Source organism: Campylobacter sp. CNRCH_2016_3089, from assembly GCF_025772505.1.
GTDB lineage: Bacteria > Campylobacterota > Campylobacteria > Campylobacterales > Campylobacteraceae > Campylobacter_D > Campylobacter_D lari_D.
The window spans coordinates 16,675-33,554 of record NZ_JAKMSF010000013.1 but is presented as its reverse complement, the minus strand read 5'-3'; the positions used below and the strand labels follow the sequence as shown (position 1 = coordinate 33,554).

General features: G+C 30.4%; 17 protein-coding genes and 1 pseudogene. 4 read left to right on the top strand and 14 right to left on the bottom strand.

Translation table 11 applies throughout. The annotated features are described in order from the left end of the window. Positions 1–53 precede the first annotated feature (53 nt). From L8W69_RS08105 to L8W69_RS08090, 4 genes are all read right to left on the bottom strand, one after another. Positions 54–413, bottom strand: coding sequence for a hypothetical protein (locus L8W69_RS08105; RefSeq protein WP_133319916.1), 360 nt, complete (start codon positions 411–413; stop codon positions 54–56). 110 nt (positions 414–523) lie between these two features. After that, entirely contained in the window at positions 524–742 is a 219-nt protein-coding gene (locus tag L8W69_RS08100) for a class I SAM-dependent methyltransferase (RefSeq protein WP_263666853.1), read from the bottom strand. 55 nt (positions 743–797) lie between these two features. Further along, positions 798–1,469: a molybdate ABC transporter permease subunit gene (modB, locus tag L8W69_RS08095; RefSeq protein WP_263659884.1), complete on the bottom strand. Its 672-nt coding sequence runs from the start codon at positions 1,467–1,469 to the stop codon at positions 798–800. Positions 1,470–1,502: 33 nt separating this feature from the next. Next, positions 1,503–2,708 (bottom strand): saccharopine dehydrogenase family protein, encoded by a 1,206-nt coding sequence (locus L8W69_RS08090; protein ID WP_263666852.1) that lies wholly within the window; start codon positions 2,706–2,708, stop codon positions 1,503–1,505. A 134-nt stretch (positions 2,709–2,842) separates the two neighbouring features. On the opposite strand from L8W69_RS08090, the gene putP reads away from it, so the two are divergent. From putP to L8W69_RS08070, 4 genes are all read left to right on the top strand, one after another. Next, positions 2,843–4,321: a sodium/proline symporter PutP gene (putP, locus tag L8W69_RS08085; protein ID WP_263666851.1), complete on the top strand. Its 1,479-nt coding sequence runs from the start codon at positions 2,843–2,845 to the stop codon at positions 4,319–4,321. Between the two features lies 1 nt (position 4,322). Then, positions 4,323–5,294 carry a putative transporter gene (locus tag L8W69_RS08080; protein ID WP_263660796.1) on the top strand — a complete coding sequence of 324 codons (972 nt, stop codon included), beginning with the start codon at positions 4,323–4,325 and terminating at the stop codon, positions 5,292–5,294. Positions 5,295–5,381: 87 nt separating this feature from the next. After that, complete coding sequence (locus L8W69_RS08075; RefSeq protein WP_263666850.1) at positions 5,382–6,752, top strand: hemolysin family protein; 1,371 nt, start codon at positions 5,382–5,384, stop codon at positions 6,750–6,752. 68 nt (positions 6,753–6,820) lie between these two features. Next, positions 6,821–7,303, top strand: a complete 483-nt coding sequence (locus tag L8W69_RS08070) for a pyridoxamine 5'-phosphate oxidase family protein (protein WP_263666849.1) — start codon at positions 6,821–6,823, stop codon at positions 7,301–7,303. 32 nt (positions 7,304–7,335) lie between these two features. Here the strand turns inward: L8W69_RS08070 and fusA are convergent, their stop codons facing one another. The 10 genes and pseudogenes from fusA to L8W69_RS08020 form a co-directional block, all read right to left on the bottom strand. After that, positions 7,336–9,411, bottom strand: a complete 2,076-nt coding sequence (gene fusA, locus L8W69_RS08065; protein ID WP_039617755.1) for an elongation factor G — start codon at positions 9,409–9,411, stop codon at positions 7,336–7,338. A gap of 12 nt (positions 9,412–9,423) precedes the next feature. Beyond that, positions 9,424–9,894, bottom strand: a complete 471-nt coding sequence (rpsG, locus tag L8W69_RS08060; protein WP_012661188.1) for a 30S ribosomal protein S7 — start codon at positions 9,892–9,894, stop codon at positions 9,424–9,426. A gap of 67 nt (positions 9,895–9,961) precedes the next feature. Continuing rightward, positions 9,962–10,345 carry a 30S ribosomal protein S12 gene (rpsL, locus tag L8W69_RS08055; protein WP_012661187.1) on the bottom strand — a complete coding sequence of 128 codons (384 nt, stop codon included), beginning with the start codon at positions 10,343–10,345 and terminating at the stop codon, positions 9,962–9,964. A gap of 70 nt (positions 10,346–10,415) precedes the next feature. Beyond that, positions 10,416–11,033, bottom strand: a pseudogene (locus L8W69_RS08050) (CatA-like O-acetyltransferase). 63 nt (positions 11,034–11,096) lie between these two features. Further along, positions 11,097–12,536, bottom strand: a complete 1,440-nt coding sequence (gene aldA, locus L8W69_RS08045) for an aldehyde dehydrogenase (protein WP_263661680.1) — start codon at positions 12,534–12,536, stop codon at positions 11,097–11,099. A 13-nt stretch (positions 12,537–12,549) separates the two neighbouring features. Further along, the gene (locus tag L8W69_RS08040; RefSeq protein ID WP_133319925.1) at positions 12,550–12,867 is read right to left on the bottom strand and encodes an L-rhamnose mutarotase; all 318 of its coding nucleotides are present in this window, start codon (positions 12,865–12,867) and stop codon (positions 12,550–12,552) included. After that, on the bottom strand, positions 12,843–13,637 hold the full coding sequence (locus L8W69_RS08035; RefSeq protein ID WP_133319926.1) for an amidohydrolase family protein: 795 nt from the start codon (positions 13,635–13,637) through the stop codon (positions 12,843–12,845). Before L8W69_RS08035 ends, L8W69_RS08040 begins: the two co-directional genes overlap by 25 nt. A 2-nt stretch (positions 13,638–13,639) precedes the next feature. Next, entirely contained in the window at positions 13,640–14,884 is a 1,245-nt protein-coding gene (gene fucP / locus L8W69_RS08030) for an L-fucose:H+ symporter permease (RefSeq protein ID WP_263666848.1), read from the bottom strand. Positions 14,885–14,899: 15 nt separating this feature from the next. Further along, positions 14,900–15,691, bottom strand: coding sequence for an SDR family oxidoreductase (locus tag L8W69_RS08025; RefSeq protein ID WP_133319928.1), 792 nt, complete (start codon positions 15,689–15,691; stop codon positions 14,900–14,902). 21 nt (positions 15,692–15,712) lie between these two features. Next, positions 15,713–16,879 carry a UxaA family hydrolase gene (locus L8W69_RS08020; RefSeq protein ID WP_263666847.1) on the bottom strand — a complete coding sequence of 389 codons (1,167 nt, stop codon included), beginning with the start codon at positions 16,877–16,879 and terminating at the stop codon, positions 15,713–15,715. Position 16,880 lies beyond the last annotated feature (1 nt).

Sequence of the window (16,880 nt, the reverse complement as noted above, 5' to 3'; positions counted from 1 at the left end):
GGAAGGGGTGGAAAGTGATGATAAAGACTTGATAAAGTCTTTATCATATAAAATTATTTTTCCCCTATATAAATAAAATGCTGTATACTTCCTTCAAAATTATATAAATTTATTAATTCATAATCTCCCCAAAATAATGGTTTAAAAGGTTTAAATTTTTCTTTTAATTCTTCAATCGTATTTGTAAAATTTATATAAGTAGATTCGCCATTTAATCTTGGACTAGATTTTACTTCCACTAAACCATTATCTTTAACATCTCCTGCAACAAATTCTTGATAAGCTTTAGAGCTAATCATTGTCGCGAAAATTATTGCTCCATCATTACATAAATCATAAAATTCTTCAATAGTTTTTTGAAAGTCTTTGTTTGGTAGATAATATAAACTTTGATTTGCAAAAATAAAATCCATTTTTACATCAAATAAATTTTTAAAACTAGAATTTGATGTAATAACATGAAAATTATTTTCATTTATCTTAGGATCTTTTTTCCAAGTATTTTTTAAGCTAGGAACAATATCTATACCATAAGCATTAATACCCCCCCCCCCGTTACATCTTGAAAATACTTAGAATGAACTCCATTTCCACAACCAAAATCAAGTAAATTTCCACTTGTTTTGTTTAATTTGTATTTTAAGATTCTCTCATAAAATCTTATAACATGTCCATCTGGATATTGTAAGCCATATCCTTCATTGTCATATTTTTTAGTATATCCTGATAGTGAATTATCCATCATTTCTCCTTTAAATTTAAGATATAAATTGATTATACAATAAAATAAGTCTTTGTTATTTATTTTTTAACAAATTTACACTTAGCAAAACAACAAAACTAAAAATTAAAAGTATGAGACTATAAATATGAGCTGTGGCAAAATCTAAATTTTCCATACTTTCATATATAGCAATACTAGCTACTTTTGTTTCTCCGCTTAAAGAACCACCTATCATTAATACTATACCAAACTCGCCCATAGTATGTGCAAAACTTATTACTAAAGCACTGAGTATAGCTGGTTTGATACTTGGTAAGATTACTTTAAAAAGTGTGATGAAAGAATTTTTTCCCAAAGAAAAACTTGCTTCTATAATATTTTTAGAAATTAAAGACATTGCATTATATAAAGGATTAAACATAAAAGGTAAAGAGTAAATGCAACTTGCTATTACCAAGCCTTCAAAAGTAAAAGCTAAAGTGATATTAAAATATTTTTCTAAAAATTCTCCAAAAAAAGAATATTTTGAAAATAAAATCAACAAGTAAAAACCAACAACAGACGGTGGTAAAACTAAAGGTAAGGTTATTATAGTTTCTAGAATTTTTTTTGCTCTAAATTGCTTAAAAGTAAAAACCCAAGCAAGAGGTATGCAAAAACAAAACAAAATTATACAAGTAATAATAGAAAGTTTTATGGAAACTAAAAAAGGCGTCCAATCTATACTTAATAATAATTGCGTCATTATAAAACTTTCTCAAGTCAAAAAGACTTGAGATTATTTTCCTAAATTTGGCTCCATTTCTATAATTTTCCAAGGAAGTCCTTGAGTATTTAACTCATCCATGAAAGGTTTGGCGTCAAATTCTTCCATGTTAAACACACCTTTTCCTTGCCAAATTCCTTTAGCAATTAATTTCGTACCTATCATAGCAGGGACACCTGTAGTATAGCTTACAGCTTGCGCTCCAGTTTCTTTAAAGCATTCTTCGTGATTACAAACATTGTAAATATAAACTTGTCTATCTTTTCCATCTTTTACACCACGAATCACACAACCTATATTAGTGTAACCTTTAGTACGAGGGCCCAAACTAGCAGGATCAGGAAGTAAAGTTTTTAAAAATTCTATTGGTATTATCTCTCTACCTTGATGCATAATAGGTTTAATGCCTAGCATACCAACATTTTCAAGACATTTCATATGAGTTAAATAACTTTGTCCAAAAGTCATAAAAAATCTTATTCTTTTTAGACCTTTGATATTTTTTACTAAACTTTCAAGCTCTTCATGATAAAGCAAATAACTATCCTTTACTCCTACTTCAGGATAATCCCACTCCATTTTTATTTCCATAGGTTCAGTTTCTATCCATTTTCCATTTTCCCAATAACGACCTTTAGCAGATACTTCTCTTAAATTTATCTCAGGGTTAAAATTAGTTGCAAAGGCATATCCATGATCACCTGCATTACAATCTAGTATATCAATATAATGAATTTCATCAAATAAATTTTGTTGCGCATAAGCACAAAATACATTAGTAACACCTGGATCAAAACCACTTCCTAAAAGTCCTAAAATTTCTGCTTGTTTAAACTTATCATTTCTTAACCATTGTTCTTTATATTCAAATTTAGCTAAATCAGGATGTTCATAATTTGCAGTATCTACATAGTGAATATTAGTTTGAATACACGCATCCATTAAAGCAAGATCTTGATAAGGCAAAGCCACATTTAACAAAATTTCAGTTCCTGTTTTTTTAATAAGTTCTACAACAGCAGATGTGTCATCTGCATCTATTTGCTCAGTTTGAATTTCTATACCTAAACGCTCTTTTATAAAAGCTGCTATTTCATCACATTTACTTTTAGTTCTACTTGCTAGAGTTATTTTACTAAAAACATCACTATTCATTGCACATTTTACAGTTGCAACGCGACTTACACCACCTGCACCTATAATTAAAAGATTTTTCATTAACTATCCTTAATTTTTTTGAAAATTGTAACAAAAAAACTTTATAAAGCATTGAAATAAAAAATAATTTTTATAATGTTTTTTTAAAATAAAACAAGTAAAATGATGATTTTTTAAATTTTTTAAGGACACTTATGAAATTACAAAGTGTGGAATTTTCTTATCCTATTATTATTACTTTTATTACCTATGCATTTTTAATGCTTTTTATAGGTTTTTATTTTTACAAAAAAAATCAAAATAGTAAAGATTATTTTGTTGGAAATGCATCAATGGGACCTATAATATCTGCCTTAAGTGCAGGTGCTTCTGATATGAGTAGTTGGCTTTTAATGGCTTTTCCCGGTGCTTTATACGCAGCTGGATTGGGACAAATTTATATAGCCATAGGTTTAAGTTTTGGTATGTTTCTAAACTGGACCTTTGTTGCTAAAAGATTAAAGATTTTTTCTCAAATAGCCAAAGAATGTATTACAATTCCTGATTTTTTTGAAAGTCGCTTTCATGATGATAGACATATTTTAAGAAGTATTTGTGCGGTAGTTATTTTAGTATTTTTTACTATTTACATTAGTGCTGGATTAGTAAGTGGTGCTAAACTTTTTGAAAGTGTATTTAATTTGCCTTATATTTTTGCATTGAGTATTGGATTTTTAGTTATTGTTTTATATACTTTTTTAGGTGGCTATAAAGCCGTATGCTGGACTGATATGATACAAGGACTTTTAATGATGAGTTCATTAATCACCATTCCTTTTGTGATGATTTTTGAACTTGGCGGCTTTGGCGAAGCTTTTTCTACTATAAATGATGTAAAACCTCAAGCTTTTGGTTTAGATGGTGGTGGTTGGCTAGTGGTAGCATCAACCTTGGCCTGGGGGCTTGGATATTTTGGCCAACCTCATATTTTAATTCGCTTTATTTCTATAAAAAATGTAAAAGAAATTCCTACTGCGACTTTTATAGGCATAACTTGGATGGTAATTTCTCTATTTGGTGCTGCTATGATAGGATTTTTAGGTATTGCTTATATAGCTAAATTTGATCTTACTTTAAATGATCCTGAAAGAATATTTATTGTAATGTCTCAAGTGCTTTTTAACCCTTGGGTGGCGGGAATTTTACTCAGTGCAATTTTAGCAGCCATTATGAGTACTGCAAGTTCTCAATTGCTAGTATGCGCTTCCAGCTTGGTACAAGATTTTTATACACAAATCTTAAAAAGAAAAACAAATGATAAAAATATTACTTTGTTATCACGCTTAGGTGTTTTGATTGTAGCGTGTGTAGCTTTTATACTTTCACTTGATACTCAAAGTCAAATTTTAAGCATAGTCTCTTATGCTTGGGCAGGTTTTGGAGCTAGTTTTGGAAGCGTTATTTTATTTTCTTTATTTTATAAAAATATGAGCAAAGAAGGTGCGATAGCTGGAATGGTTAGTGGAGCTTTAACTGTTGTATTTTATAAGCATTTTGGTTCAAATTTTATAGAAATTTATGAAATCATTCCTGGATTTTTAGTCGCAAGTTGTTTTATTATGATTTTTAGTATAATATTTAAAGCAAAAAAACACACAATAAAACATTATGAAAAAATGCTGAAAGAAATTTAAAATGTTTAAATCTTTTTTTTATTCTAAAAAATGGGCTTTATGGGCTTACTTGGGTCTGTTTTTTTTATTGTCTTCTTTATTAGCACAAACCTCTATTAATGTAGCAATAAATGAATGGTATAAAGAATTTTACGATGTTTTACAAGATGCAAAAAATCATAGCATAAATGATTTTTATTATTTTATTAAACAATTTTTATATTTAGCACTGCCTTATGTATTAATCGCTACTATCACGCAATATTTTGGAAGCATATATGCTTTTAAATGGCGCGAGGCTATGACTTTTGATTATATTAAATTTTGGCAAAAAAAAGATGATAACATAGAAGGTAGTTCACAAAGAATTCAAGAAGATATCTATAATTTTTCAAAAATCATAGAAAGTTTAGGGTTAGCTTTTGTCAAAGCAATTATGACTTTAGTTGCTTTTGTGCCAATTTTATGGATGTTAAGTGCACATGTTAATTTACCTATCTTAAAAGATATTAATGGCTCTTTAGTATGGATTGCATTTTTGGTTTCTTTAGGAGGTTTAGTTATATCATGGTTTGTAGGTATAAAACTACCTGGACTAGAATATAACAATCAAAAAGCCGAAGCTGCTTTTAGAAAAGAACTTGTTTTTGCTGAAGATGATAGAAAAAATTATGCAAGCGATGAAAGTATTTTAAGTTTATTTACCGGGCTTAAAATCAATTATAAAAGATTATTTTTACATTATGGGTATTTTAATATATGGCTTTATTTATTTGAGCAAATCATGGTTATAGTACCCTTTTTAATCATGGCTCCAAGTTTATTTTTAGGACTTATACAACTTGGAATTATCATACAAGTTGGTAATGCTTTTGACCAGGTTAGATCTTCATTTAGCATTTTTATCACCAACTGGACAACTATCACACAGCTTCGTAGTATTTACAAGCGTTTAGATGAATTTGAAAAAAATATAGAATATAGAAAACATTAAATTAATTTAAAATATATCATTATTTTTAAGCTAATTTTATAGTTTTGATTTGATATAATTTTGCGAAATTTTATTAAAGGAGTTTTTTTGGACCCCAGTCAATCTTTAGACTTAAATCAAACACTACCTACTGTTGCCTCTATTGATATAGGCTATTCTACTTTTATGATTCTTGTTGCATTAGCTTTAGTGCTTTTAAATGGATTTTTTGTTTTATCTGAATTTGCTATTGTTAAAGTGCGTAGATCAAAACTTGAAGAAATGGTAAAAGAGAAAAAACGCAATGCAAAAAAAGCTTTGGAAGTCACTTCAAAACTAGATACTTATTTAAGTGCTTGCCAACTTGGTATTACGCTAAGCTCTCTTGCTCTTGGTTGGATAGGCGAACCTGCTATTGCTAAAATTCTTGAAGTTCCTCTAGCAAATTTAGGTTTAACTCCAGCATTAATCCATACCATAGCATTTATTATTGCTTTTGCTATTATCACATTATTGCATGTTGTGCTAGGCGAGTTGGTCCCAAAAAGCATTGCTATAGCCATTGCAGATAGAGCTGTTTTATGGGCTGCAAGACCATTGCATTTGTTTTGGTTACTTTTCTTACCTTTCATTAAAACATTTGACTTTTTAGCTGCAGTTTCTTTAAAAATTATAGGTATAAAACCTGCCAAAGAACACGAATTAAGTCACTCTGAAGAAGAGATTAAATTTATTGCGAGTGAAAGCCAAAAAGGTGGAGTTTTAGATGAATTTGAAACTGAAATCATACGCAATGCTGTCGATTTTTCAGATACAGTAGCAAAAGAAATCATGACACCTAGAAAAGATATGATTTGTCTTAATAAACAAAAAAGCTATGAAGAAAATATGCAAATAGTTTGTCAGTATAAACATACACGCTTTCCATACATAGATGGTTCTAAAGATATCATTTTAGGTATGGTGCATATTAGAGACATTATGCAAAATGAACTTAGCAAAGATAAGAAAAATTTAGATGATTTTCTAATCAAAATGATCCTAGTTCCAGAAAATATCAGCATATCTAAAGTTCTTTTCATGATGAATAAAGAACAAGTACATACAGCATTAGTAGTAGATGAATATGGCGGAACCGCTGGTCTTTTAACTATGGAAGATATTATGGAAGAAATTGTTGGTGATATTAACGATGAGCATGATGATTCTAGTCCACATTTTAAAAAGCTTGCAGAAAATATCTATGAATTTCAAGGAAGATATGAAATTAGCGAAGTAGAAGAAATGCTTGATATACGCTTTAATGAAGAATTAGAACAAGTCACTATAGGTGGATATGTTTTCAATCTTTTAGGACGCTTACCGGTGGTTGGAGATAGAATAGAAGATGAATTTTGCTACTACGAAGTCAAAAAGATGGATGGAAATAGCATAGAACGCATTAAAGTTGTACGCAAAAATACTGATGAAGAAGAGTAACAAACTCTTCTTTTTACTTTTCTACAACCCTCAAATCTTATTCATTTTAACTTACAAGGAAAATTTTTATGCAACTACATGATGAAATTAATCAATTTATACAAGAATGCAAAAGCATTATGATATCGTCCTTAAATTTAAATAATCAAACCATATGTTCATATACTCCTATTATAAAAAACAAAAATGACTTTTATATTTATATTAGTGAAATTGCCGAACACTTTGAAGGAGTAAAATACAATAATCAAAACATAGAAATTATGTTTATAGAAGATGAAAAAGATTGCATATCAATCTTTGCAAGAAAAAGACTTAAATTTAGAATAGAGTGTATAGAAATAACAAGAGATAATCAACTCTTTGAGCAAGTATTAAATACTTATGAAAATGAAAGTAATAATGAAATAATCCATGTCATTAAAAATATGCAAGATTTTCATTTATTTCAACTTATACTGAAAAATGGAAGATATGTTAAAGGTTTTGGAAAAGCATATGAAATTAATGAAGGAGTAATTAATTTAATTAATTCAAAGGGACACAAATAATTCAAGATGAGCAATAAGCTCATCTTGATAGATTAACCGTTTCTTTTTTTGATAATTTCTTCAGAAACATTTTTTGGAACTTCATCATAGTGATCAAATTCCATAGAATAAGTAGCACGGCCTTGAGTTTGACTTCTAAGATCGGTTGAGTAACCAAACATCTCGGCCAAAGGACAAAATGCTGTAATAATTTTATTACCACCTCTTTCATCCATTGAATTTACTTGGCCACGGCGTTTATTTAAATCACCAATAACATCACCCATGTATTCTTCTGGAGTTTCAACTTCAACTTTCATCATAGGTTCTAAGATTACAGCACCTGCTTTTCTAGCACCTTCTTTAAAGCCCATAGAAGCTGCAAGTTTAAATGCCATTTCAGAAGAATCCACTTCATGGTAACTTCCATCATAAACAGTTACTTTAACATCTTCAACAGGATATCCCGCTAAAACACCATTTTGTAATGCTTCTTGAACACCTTTATCAACTGCTGGAATATATTCTTTTGGAATTACCCCACCTTTGATATCATTTACAAATTCATATCCACTACCTGGTTCAAGTGGCTCAAGTCTTAAGAATACATGACCATATTGTCCACGACCACCTGATTGTTTAGCGTATTTGTATTCTTGCTCAACTGTTTTTCTAATAGTTTCACGGTAAGCAACTTGAGGTTGACCTACTTCTGCTTCAACTTTAAATTCACGAAGCATTCTATCAACGATAATTTCCAAGTGAAGCTCGCCCATACCTGAAATGATAGTTTGACCACTTTCTTCATCTGTTGAAACTCTAAAGCTTGGATCTTCTTGAGCTAATTTATTTAAAGCAATAGACATTTTTTCTTGATCTGCTTTTGTTTTAGGCTCAACAGCAACTGAAATAACAGGATCTGGAAAATCCATTCTCTCTAAAATAACCTTATCTTTTTCACTTGCCAAAGTATCACCAGTTAGTGTGTCTTTAAGTCCAACAACCGCTCCAATTTCTCCTGCATATAAAGTTTTAATCTCTTCTCTTTTATTAGAGTGCATTTTCAAAAGACGACCGATTCTTTCTTTTTTATCTTTTGTTGAGTTGTATGCATAAGAACCGCTTTCTAAACTTCCTCTATACACACGAACGAAAGTTAATTGCCCAACAAAAGGATCAGTCATAATTTTAAATGCTAGGCCTGCAAACTCACCATCATCAGTTGATTTTACAGAAACTTCTGTACCGTCTTCATATTCACCTTTAATATTAGCAACTTCATCAGGAGCTGGTAAATAAGCAACAACAGCATCAAGTAATGGCTGAACACCTTTATTTTTAAAAGCTGTACCACAAAGCATAGGAACCATAGAAAGACTTAAACATCCTGCTTTAATACCTGCTTTAATTTCTTCTTGAGTAAGCTCTTCACCACCTAGGTATTTTTCCATTAATTCATCGCTTGTTTCAGAAACTGCTTCTATCATTTTTGTGCGATATTCTTCAGCCTTTTCTTTAAGTTCAGCTGGAATTTCTTTTTCTACATAATCAGTTGGTTTATTTTCATCTTCCCATACCAAAGCTTTCATGGTAATAAGATCAATTACACCTTTGAAATTATCTTCAGCACCGATTGGAATTTGAAGTGGAACTGGGTTACCTTTCAAACGATTTTTGATTTGTTCTTCAACATTAAAGAAATTTGCACCAATTCTGTCCATTTTATTTACAAAAACAATTCTTGGAACACCGTATTTATTAGCTTGTCTCCATACAGTTTCTGATTGTGGTTGAACTCCACCTACTGAACAAAATACCGCAACTGCACCATCTAAAACACGCATTGATCTTTCAACTTCAATTGTAAAGTCAACATGGCCTGGAGTGTCTATAAGGTTAATTTGATGGTTTTTCCAAAAACAAGTTGTAGCAGCAGAAGTAATTGTGATACCTCTTTCTTTTTCTTGCTCCATCCAGTCCATTGTAGCTGCACCATCATGCACCTCACCAATTTTATGGCTCATACCTGTAAAGAAAAGAATTCTCTCACTAGTAGTTGTTTTACCTGCATCAATATGAGCTGCGATACCTATATTTCTAACTCTTTTTAAAGGAGTACTTCTTGACATATTTTACTCCTCTTACCAGCGATAATGAGCAAATGCTTTATTAGCTTCTGCCATTTTATAAGTATCTTCTTTCTTCTTGAATGAAGCACCTTTGCTATTAGCTGCATCTAATAATTCTGCTGCTAATTTTTCTATCATAGTTCTTTCGCTTCTTTTTCTAGCAAAAGAAATAATCCATCTTATAGCTAAAGCTTGTTGTCTAGCTGGGCGTACTTCTACTGGCACTTGATAAGTAGCACCACCAACACGACGAGATTTAACTTCTAATAAAGGCTTAATATTTTCAATAGCATCATTAAAAATTTCTATACCTTTTTTTTCTCCACCTTTTTTATCGATAGCTTCTAAAGCACCATACATAATAGTCGTAGCTGTGCTTTTTTTACCATCATACATTAAAGAATTAATGAATTTTGTGATTACTTTGTTTCCATAAATCGGATCTGGCAAGACTTCTCTTACCGGAGCTTTTCTTCTTCTCATAATTTTCCTTCAAATTTATAATTTTACTCAAACAAAATCAAATCTAACGGATTTGTCTGCAATTTTATTACTTAGCTGCTGCTTTAGGGCGTTTCGCACCATATTTAGAACGAGAAACGGTTCTTTTTGCAACACCTGCAGTATCTAAGGCACCGCGAACAATGTGATACTTAACACCTGGTAAGTCTTTTACCCTACCACCACGCACTAAAACAATGCTGTGTTCTTGTAGGTTGTGACCTTCACCACCGATATAACTAATAACTTCAAAGCCACTTGTAAGTCTTACTTTGGCAACTTTTCTTAACGCTGAGTTTGGTTTTTTAGGGGTTGTTGTATAAACCCTAGTGCAAACTCCCCTTCTTTGTGGACAATTTTTAAGCGCTGGAGATTTAGATTTCTCTAAAACTTTTTTGCGCTCTTTTCTAACCAATTGATTTATGGTAGGCACAATAATTCCTTTCTTTAAAAAATGTAATAAACTTTGGATAATATCTAAATTTTACTTACAAAAATATAAACTAAAAACAATTTAAATCTTTTTGCAAATTTTCTAAAAACAAACTCACATGATAAGCATCGGTGTTTGCGTGATTTACATTAATACTTAGTGGAATAAAACATTGATTTTTTTCCTTGATAATTTTCCCACTTGTAAGAATAGGAAAAAAATAATTTTCTTTTTTAGGTAAATGTAAAGAGAAATTCTCAAAATTTATCCAAGGGATTGCTGAAATATTAAAAGAATTTTTAATATTCTCTTTTACAAACATAGTGTTTTCTTTAATGAATTGTTTATCTTGCTCGAAATTATGTAAAAAGTTTTGAAAATCTTCATTAAATTCAGTCCATAAAACACAAAAAGTCTTTGATTTTTCACAAAAAGCGGTATAACTTGGATGGATAATATCAAAACAAATTAATTTATCATTCTCTAAGTATAATTATTCAGGTATTAAATTAACATTTTTACTTAAAAAATAGATAAAACTACCATAAAAAGAATAATTTTGATTTTTAACAAAAGAATAAAATTTACTAATATCTAATTCAAAATTTAATTCAAAATAGCAGGGAAATTTAGTATAAAATTCAAAATGCTCTTTTCTTGAGTAAGTTTTTAAATCTATAATCTTCAAATTATTATCCTTTAAATTTAAAGATTATAGCAAATCCTATCTAAAAAATAGATAGGATTGAAATCATTGTTTATCGGTATTGTATTGCAAATAAACCACATGGGTAGCTAAATACTCTTCAAGACCATGTTTTCCATCAGCTCCACCTATGCCACTTTTTCTAAAACCTGCATGAAATCCTTGCATTGCTTCAAAATTTTCACGGTTAATATAAGTTTCACCAAATTTTATTTCTCTACTAGCTCTCATTGCTATATCTAAATTTTGTGTATAAATAGAACTTGTCAGTCCATATTCACAATCATTTGCCATGTCAATTGCCTCATCAAGTGTATCAAATTTAGTAATTGGTAAAATCGGAGCAAAAATTTCTTTTTGCATGATCTCATCTTCATGCTTAACATTTGTAAGAACGCTTGCAGGAAAATAATATCCGCTTGTATCGGTGATTTTTCCACCGCATTCTACAACTGCTCCTTTATTCGTAGCTCTCTCAAGCATTGCTAAAGCATTATCAACCCCTGCTTGATTGACAAGCGGACCCATATCAAAATCGCCTTTCAAAGTGTTTCCAACACTTACTTTACTCATGGCTTTTACAAATTTATCTACAAATTCATCATAAACACTTGTATGCACATAAGCTCTTTCGGCACAATTGCAAACTTGTCCGTTATTGCAAATTCTACTTGCCTTAATCGCTTCTACCGCTAAATCAATATCTGCATCTTTACACACTATAGCCGGTGCCTTTCCGCCAAGTTCTAGAGAAACCTTAATGATATTTTTAGCTGCAGCTTCCATCACTCTAGTTCCTGCTTCAACACTCCCTGTAAGACTTACCATACCTATGTTTTCATTACTTGATAATTCATGTCCTACCACACTACCCTTACCTGCAACTAAATTAAATACTCCTTTTGGTAAAGAACTTTGCGAGACAAGCTTTGCAAATTCAAAAGCATTATTTGGAGTTTCACTGCTTGGTTTTATAACAATGGTGTTGCCTGTTAGTAAAGCAGGTGCCATCTTTCTTGCGATTAGAAAAAATGGAAAATTCCAAGGTAAAATTCCACCAATTACACCAATGGCACTTTTATATAAATATATATGCTCATTAGCTCTATCACTTTGTATAATTTCGCCTTCATATCTTCTAGCCCATTCAGCAGTATAATCCATATAATCTGCCGTAAAATTAATCTCTACACTAGCTAAAGCTCTAGTTTTTCCTTGCTCTTGCATTAAAATTTCTGTTAAAAAATTAGCATTTTTGCGTATTAAACTAGCTATTTCTCTTAAATGATTTGCTCTTTCAATCGCTGGTTTAGCCTCCCAATTTTTTTGTGCCTTTTTAGCTGCTTCAATTGCTCTTTGTGTATCTTCTAAAGAAGCACTTGCTACTCTTGATATTACTTCTTTGGTAGCGGGATTTAAAACTTCTATAAATTCGCCATTGTGTGGGATAAATTCGCCATCAATATAATTTAAATAAGTTGTCATTTTTTCTCCTTTTTTAATCTAAATGAAACACTTCTTCCATATTTAGCCACTTTTGTCCTGCATGAGCTAAAGATATTTGGCACGGATCTGTAACTTTCCACCATTGTTGTGTATTTTTATCTTTTGCCATCTTAGCCATATCTGCATCAAAATCAACACCTGTATATTCAAAATATGCAAACAAATATTCTCCAAATAAATAAATAGAATAATTTTGTATATTACATTCTTTAATCATCTCACAAACACCTTTATAAGGCTTTGCATGAAGATCTTTATACTCTTGTATTTTTTCCTTTTTAATTTTTATAATTTGACCATATCTTTGCACCTATCCTCCTTATAAATTGATAAAGCATTTTTATAAAATATCTTGTCCAAATCTTTAAAAATATTTCCTTCTATGATAAATTTAGCCCATTTAGCTGGAGCTATTTTTGCCACAGGATAATTACTACCAAATATAAATTTATCTTCACTAAAAACATTCTTTAAAAATGAAAAACATTGAGATATAAAATCTCTATGAATTTTTATCGTAAAATCATCTGGTACGGAAATTTTTATCCATAAATTTGGGAAATCTTTTAATTTATGTAATATTTTTTTATATTCATCAAAATAGTTAATTTTAGGACTGCCCATATGATTTAAAACTACTTTTAAATTAGGATTATCAAATAAAAACTTTTCCAATATCCAAAGTTCTTCATTTTTCATGCAAGCTTCAAAAGGTATATTAAAAACATTTAGAAGTTCTAATTTTTCTTTAAAATCTGCTTCAAATAGTCTCTTAGCACCCTTTTTACTAGTATGCATTACCTCTCTAAAAGCACATAAGTGTTCTTTGTACTTTAAATCAGCTAAACAAACAAAAAGACCATGTTCTTGTTTTTGCTTTAATGCAAATAAAGCTTCTTTTTCCAAATCATCACTATTTGTTTCAACATACATCGCACCTAAAAAATCAAATTCTTTATACTCATTTTTTGCCCTTAAAAAATCATAATTTTGTTCCAATCTATTATTGCCTTTTATCCACGAAATAGGCATTTTACTTAAATCCCAAAGATGCAAATGAGAATCAAAAATTTTTTGCATTTTTAAGCCTTTATTTTAGAACCAAAAAAACCATACCATGATACATATAAAAATAATGGGGCCATAGCCAAATATCCCATGCTTGTTCCAAAATAATCATTAATTAAACCCATGATAATAGGCATAATAGCACCACCAACTATACTCATAACAAGTAAAGAACCACCTAATTTCACTTGATTAAAAGGAAGATTTTTTGTTGCAACTGCAAAAATAGTAGGAAAAGAAATGGACATAAAGAAAAATAATGCAATTAAAATAACTATACTAATAAATCCGCTAGCAAAATACAAGCATACACATAAAATCACATTAATAAAAGAATACCATCCTAAAATAGTCTCACCTTTAATTTTCTTCATCAAAGGCGTAGAAAGAATACGACCTAACATAAAAGCAATTAAAGCTATCGAAAAATAATAAGCCCCTTGTTCATCTTTTAGATTTTCATTATGCTCACTAAGATAATTTATAAAAAAAGCTCCTGCACTAACTTGATTTGCTATATACAAAAATTGTGCTAGCAATCCAAAATTAAAATGTTTACGCTTAAAAACTCCAATAGGTTTTGAGGTATCTTTTTGTTCATAATCACTACTTACTGCCGATCCTTCTGGAATTTTATTCAATGCAAAAGCAATCAAGATCAAAATAACAATTGCTGCAATACCAACATACACTAGCTGGACATTACCCATATTAGCAAGTAACGCAGCTTCTATTTGTTCTTTACTTGCACCTTCTTCTTGTTTTGTAATAGATAAAAACAAAGCTCCACCTATAATAGGTCCTAAAAATTGACCCAAACCATTAAAACTTTGAGCAGCATTAATTCTAAAACTAGCATTTTTCTCATCACCAAGTTTTACCATATAAGGATTAGCACTAGTTTCCAAAGAACCAATACCGCAAGCTAAAATAAAAAAAGCAAATAAAAATAAGTAAAAATTAGCTAAATTTGTAGCTGGAATAATCAATAAACAACCTATTGCATACAAGATTAACCCAAAAATAATACCAATTTTATAAGAGTATTTATTTGCTATATATCCAGCAGGTAATGCTATGATAAAATAAGCACCAAAATAAGCGAGTTGCAAAAATCCACTTTCATGTTGAGTGATATGTAAATGATTTTGAAAATTCTTATTCATCACATCAATCAGCCCATAACTAACTCCCCATAAAAAGAAAAGAGAAGTTACTAAAATAATTGCTATTTTTATATTTTTAGAGTTATTTAACATATATCCTCCTTATTATTAAATTTCATCCCAATTTAGAGCTCTATCTAAATGGATATATCCACCATCAGGAGTTAAAATTTGTCCTGTTGTGTGTGAAGCAAGAGGGCTTAGTGTAAAAACTGCTGTGTTTGCTATTTCTTCTATAGTTGTAAAACGATGACCTAATGGTATGCATTTTGCTATTTTTTCATATTGAGCTTTTGGATTTGGAAAATTTGACAACCATTTTTCATAAAGAGGAGTCATAACTTCAGCCGGTGCTATAGCATTAACTCTAATATTATCTTTTGCAAAAGCGCAAGCCCATTCTCTTGTAAAACCTATTTGAGCAGCTTTTGCTGAAGCATAAGCTGAAGTTCTACCTTGTCCTGTTAAGCCGGTTTTACTTGTGATATTTAATATACTTCCTTGTTGCTTTTTAATATATGGTAAGCATTCTTTAGTCATAGTATAATAATGAAAAAGATTATTTTCATAAGATTTAATTAATTCTTCAGTTGTAGCATCTTCTATATGTAAATTATCATTTGCTCCAGCATTATTAACCAAAGCATAAATTCCACCATATATATTAACAACACTTTTAACAAGTGTTGAAATTTGTTCTGTATTTTTTAAATCTATTTGATAAAATCCATAATTTCCACAAATGTCTTTTAGCTCATCATCTTTTTCTTTAGAAATTTCACTTCTTGAAAAAATAATTGGAATCCCACCTTCTAAAGCCCATAATTTAGCAATACCATAACCAATCCCTTTAGCACCACCTGTGATGATACAAATTTTGTTTTTAATTTTTAAATCCATAATATATCCTTTTTTATTAATTTAGCAAGTTGTAGCAAGTCTCCAAACTGAAAAATCATTTTGTTCATTTAACTCTGCCTTTACCAATTCTCCATTTGAAATTCTTATGATCAAATCTATAAGCTCATCACGCACTTCTTCTTTTGTCTTAATCCCATCTATAATACTTCCTGCATTAATATCAATAGCATCATTCATATTTTCATAACAAAAAGTATTAGAACTCATTTTAATAGTAGGCACAATAGCTGAACCTGTAGGAGTACCACGACCTGTAGTAAAAACACAAATATTTGCTCCACCTGCCACCATAGCGCTAAGTTGTTCTATATCATTACCTGGCGTATTCATAAAAGTAAGTCCTTTGGAAATTACAGGTTTAGCATAATCAATCACATCCATTAAAGTTCTAGTACCTGCTTTATAAACACAACCTAAAGACTTTTCTTCTATAGTGCTAAGCCCACCTGCAATATTTCCCGGACTAGGATTTGCTCCGCGTATATCAGCATGAAAAGATTTAACTAAATTCTCATAGCCTAAAATCTTATCATATACCTTTTTAGCTACTTCATCATTTTTTGCTCTCTTAGCAAGTATGGCTTCACACCCTATAAGCTCTGTAGTTTCTGCTAAAATTACTGCACCACCTTCATCAATTACAAAATCACTTAAACTTCCTAAAGCAGGATTGGCACTAAGACCGCTATAACTATCGCTACCACCACATTCTGTGCCTAAAATCAAATCACTAAAATCGCCATCTGTTTTTTCCAATTTTGCAGCATTTTCAAGCATTTGATTTACTATTTTAACACCCTTTTCTATGGTATTTTTACTACCACCGCACTCTTGTATTACTAAATATTCAACCATCTTATAAGGTGTCACTTCTTTTATTTTTTCAGCTACTATTTTCGCTTGTATTACCTCACAACCAAGTCCTACAATTAAAACACCAAAAACATTAGCATTACTTCCATGGCCTATTAAAACATCTCTAGTTTGCAAAGCATCAAATTCGAGTTGAGAACAGCCATGTTGATGATTAATATATACTACCCCATTGCATTTTCTGGCTATATTTTCACACACCTTATTAGCACAATGCACGCTTGGTATAATAATGACTTTATTTCTCAAGCCAAATTTTCCATCTTCTCTTCTATAACCCATTATCTTTTTCATA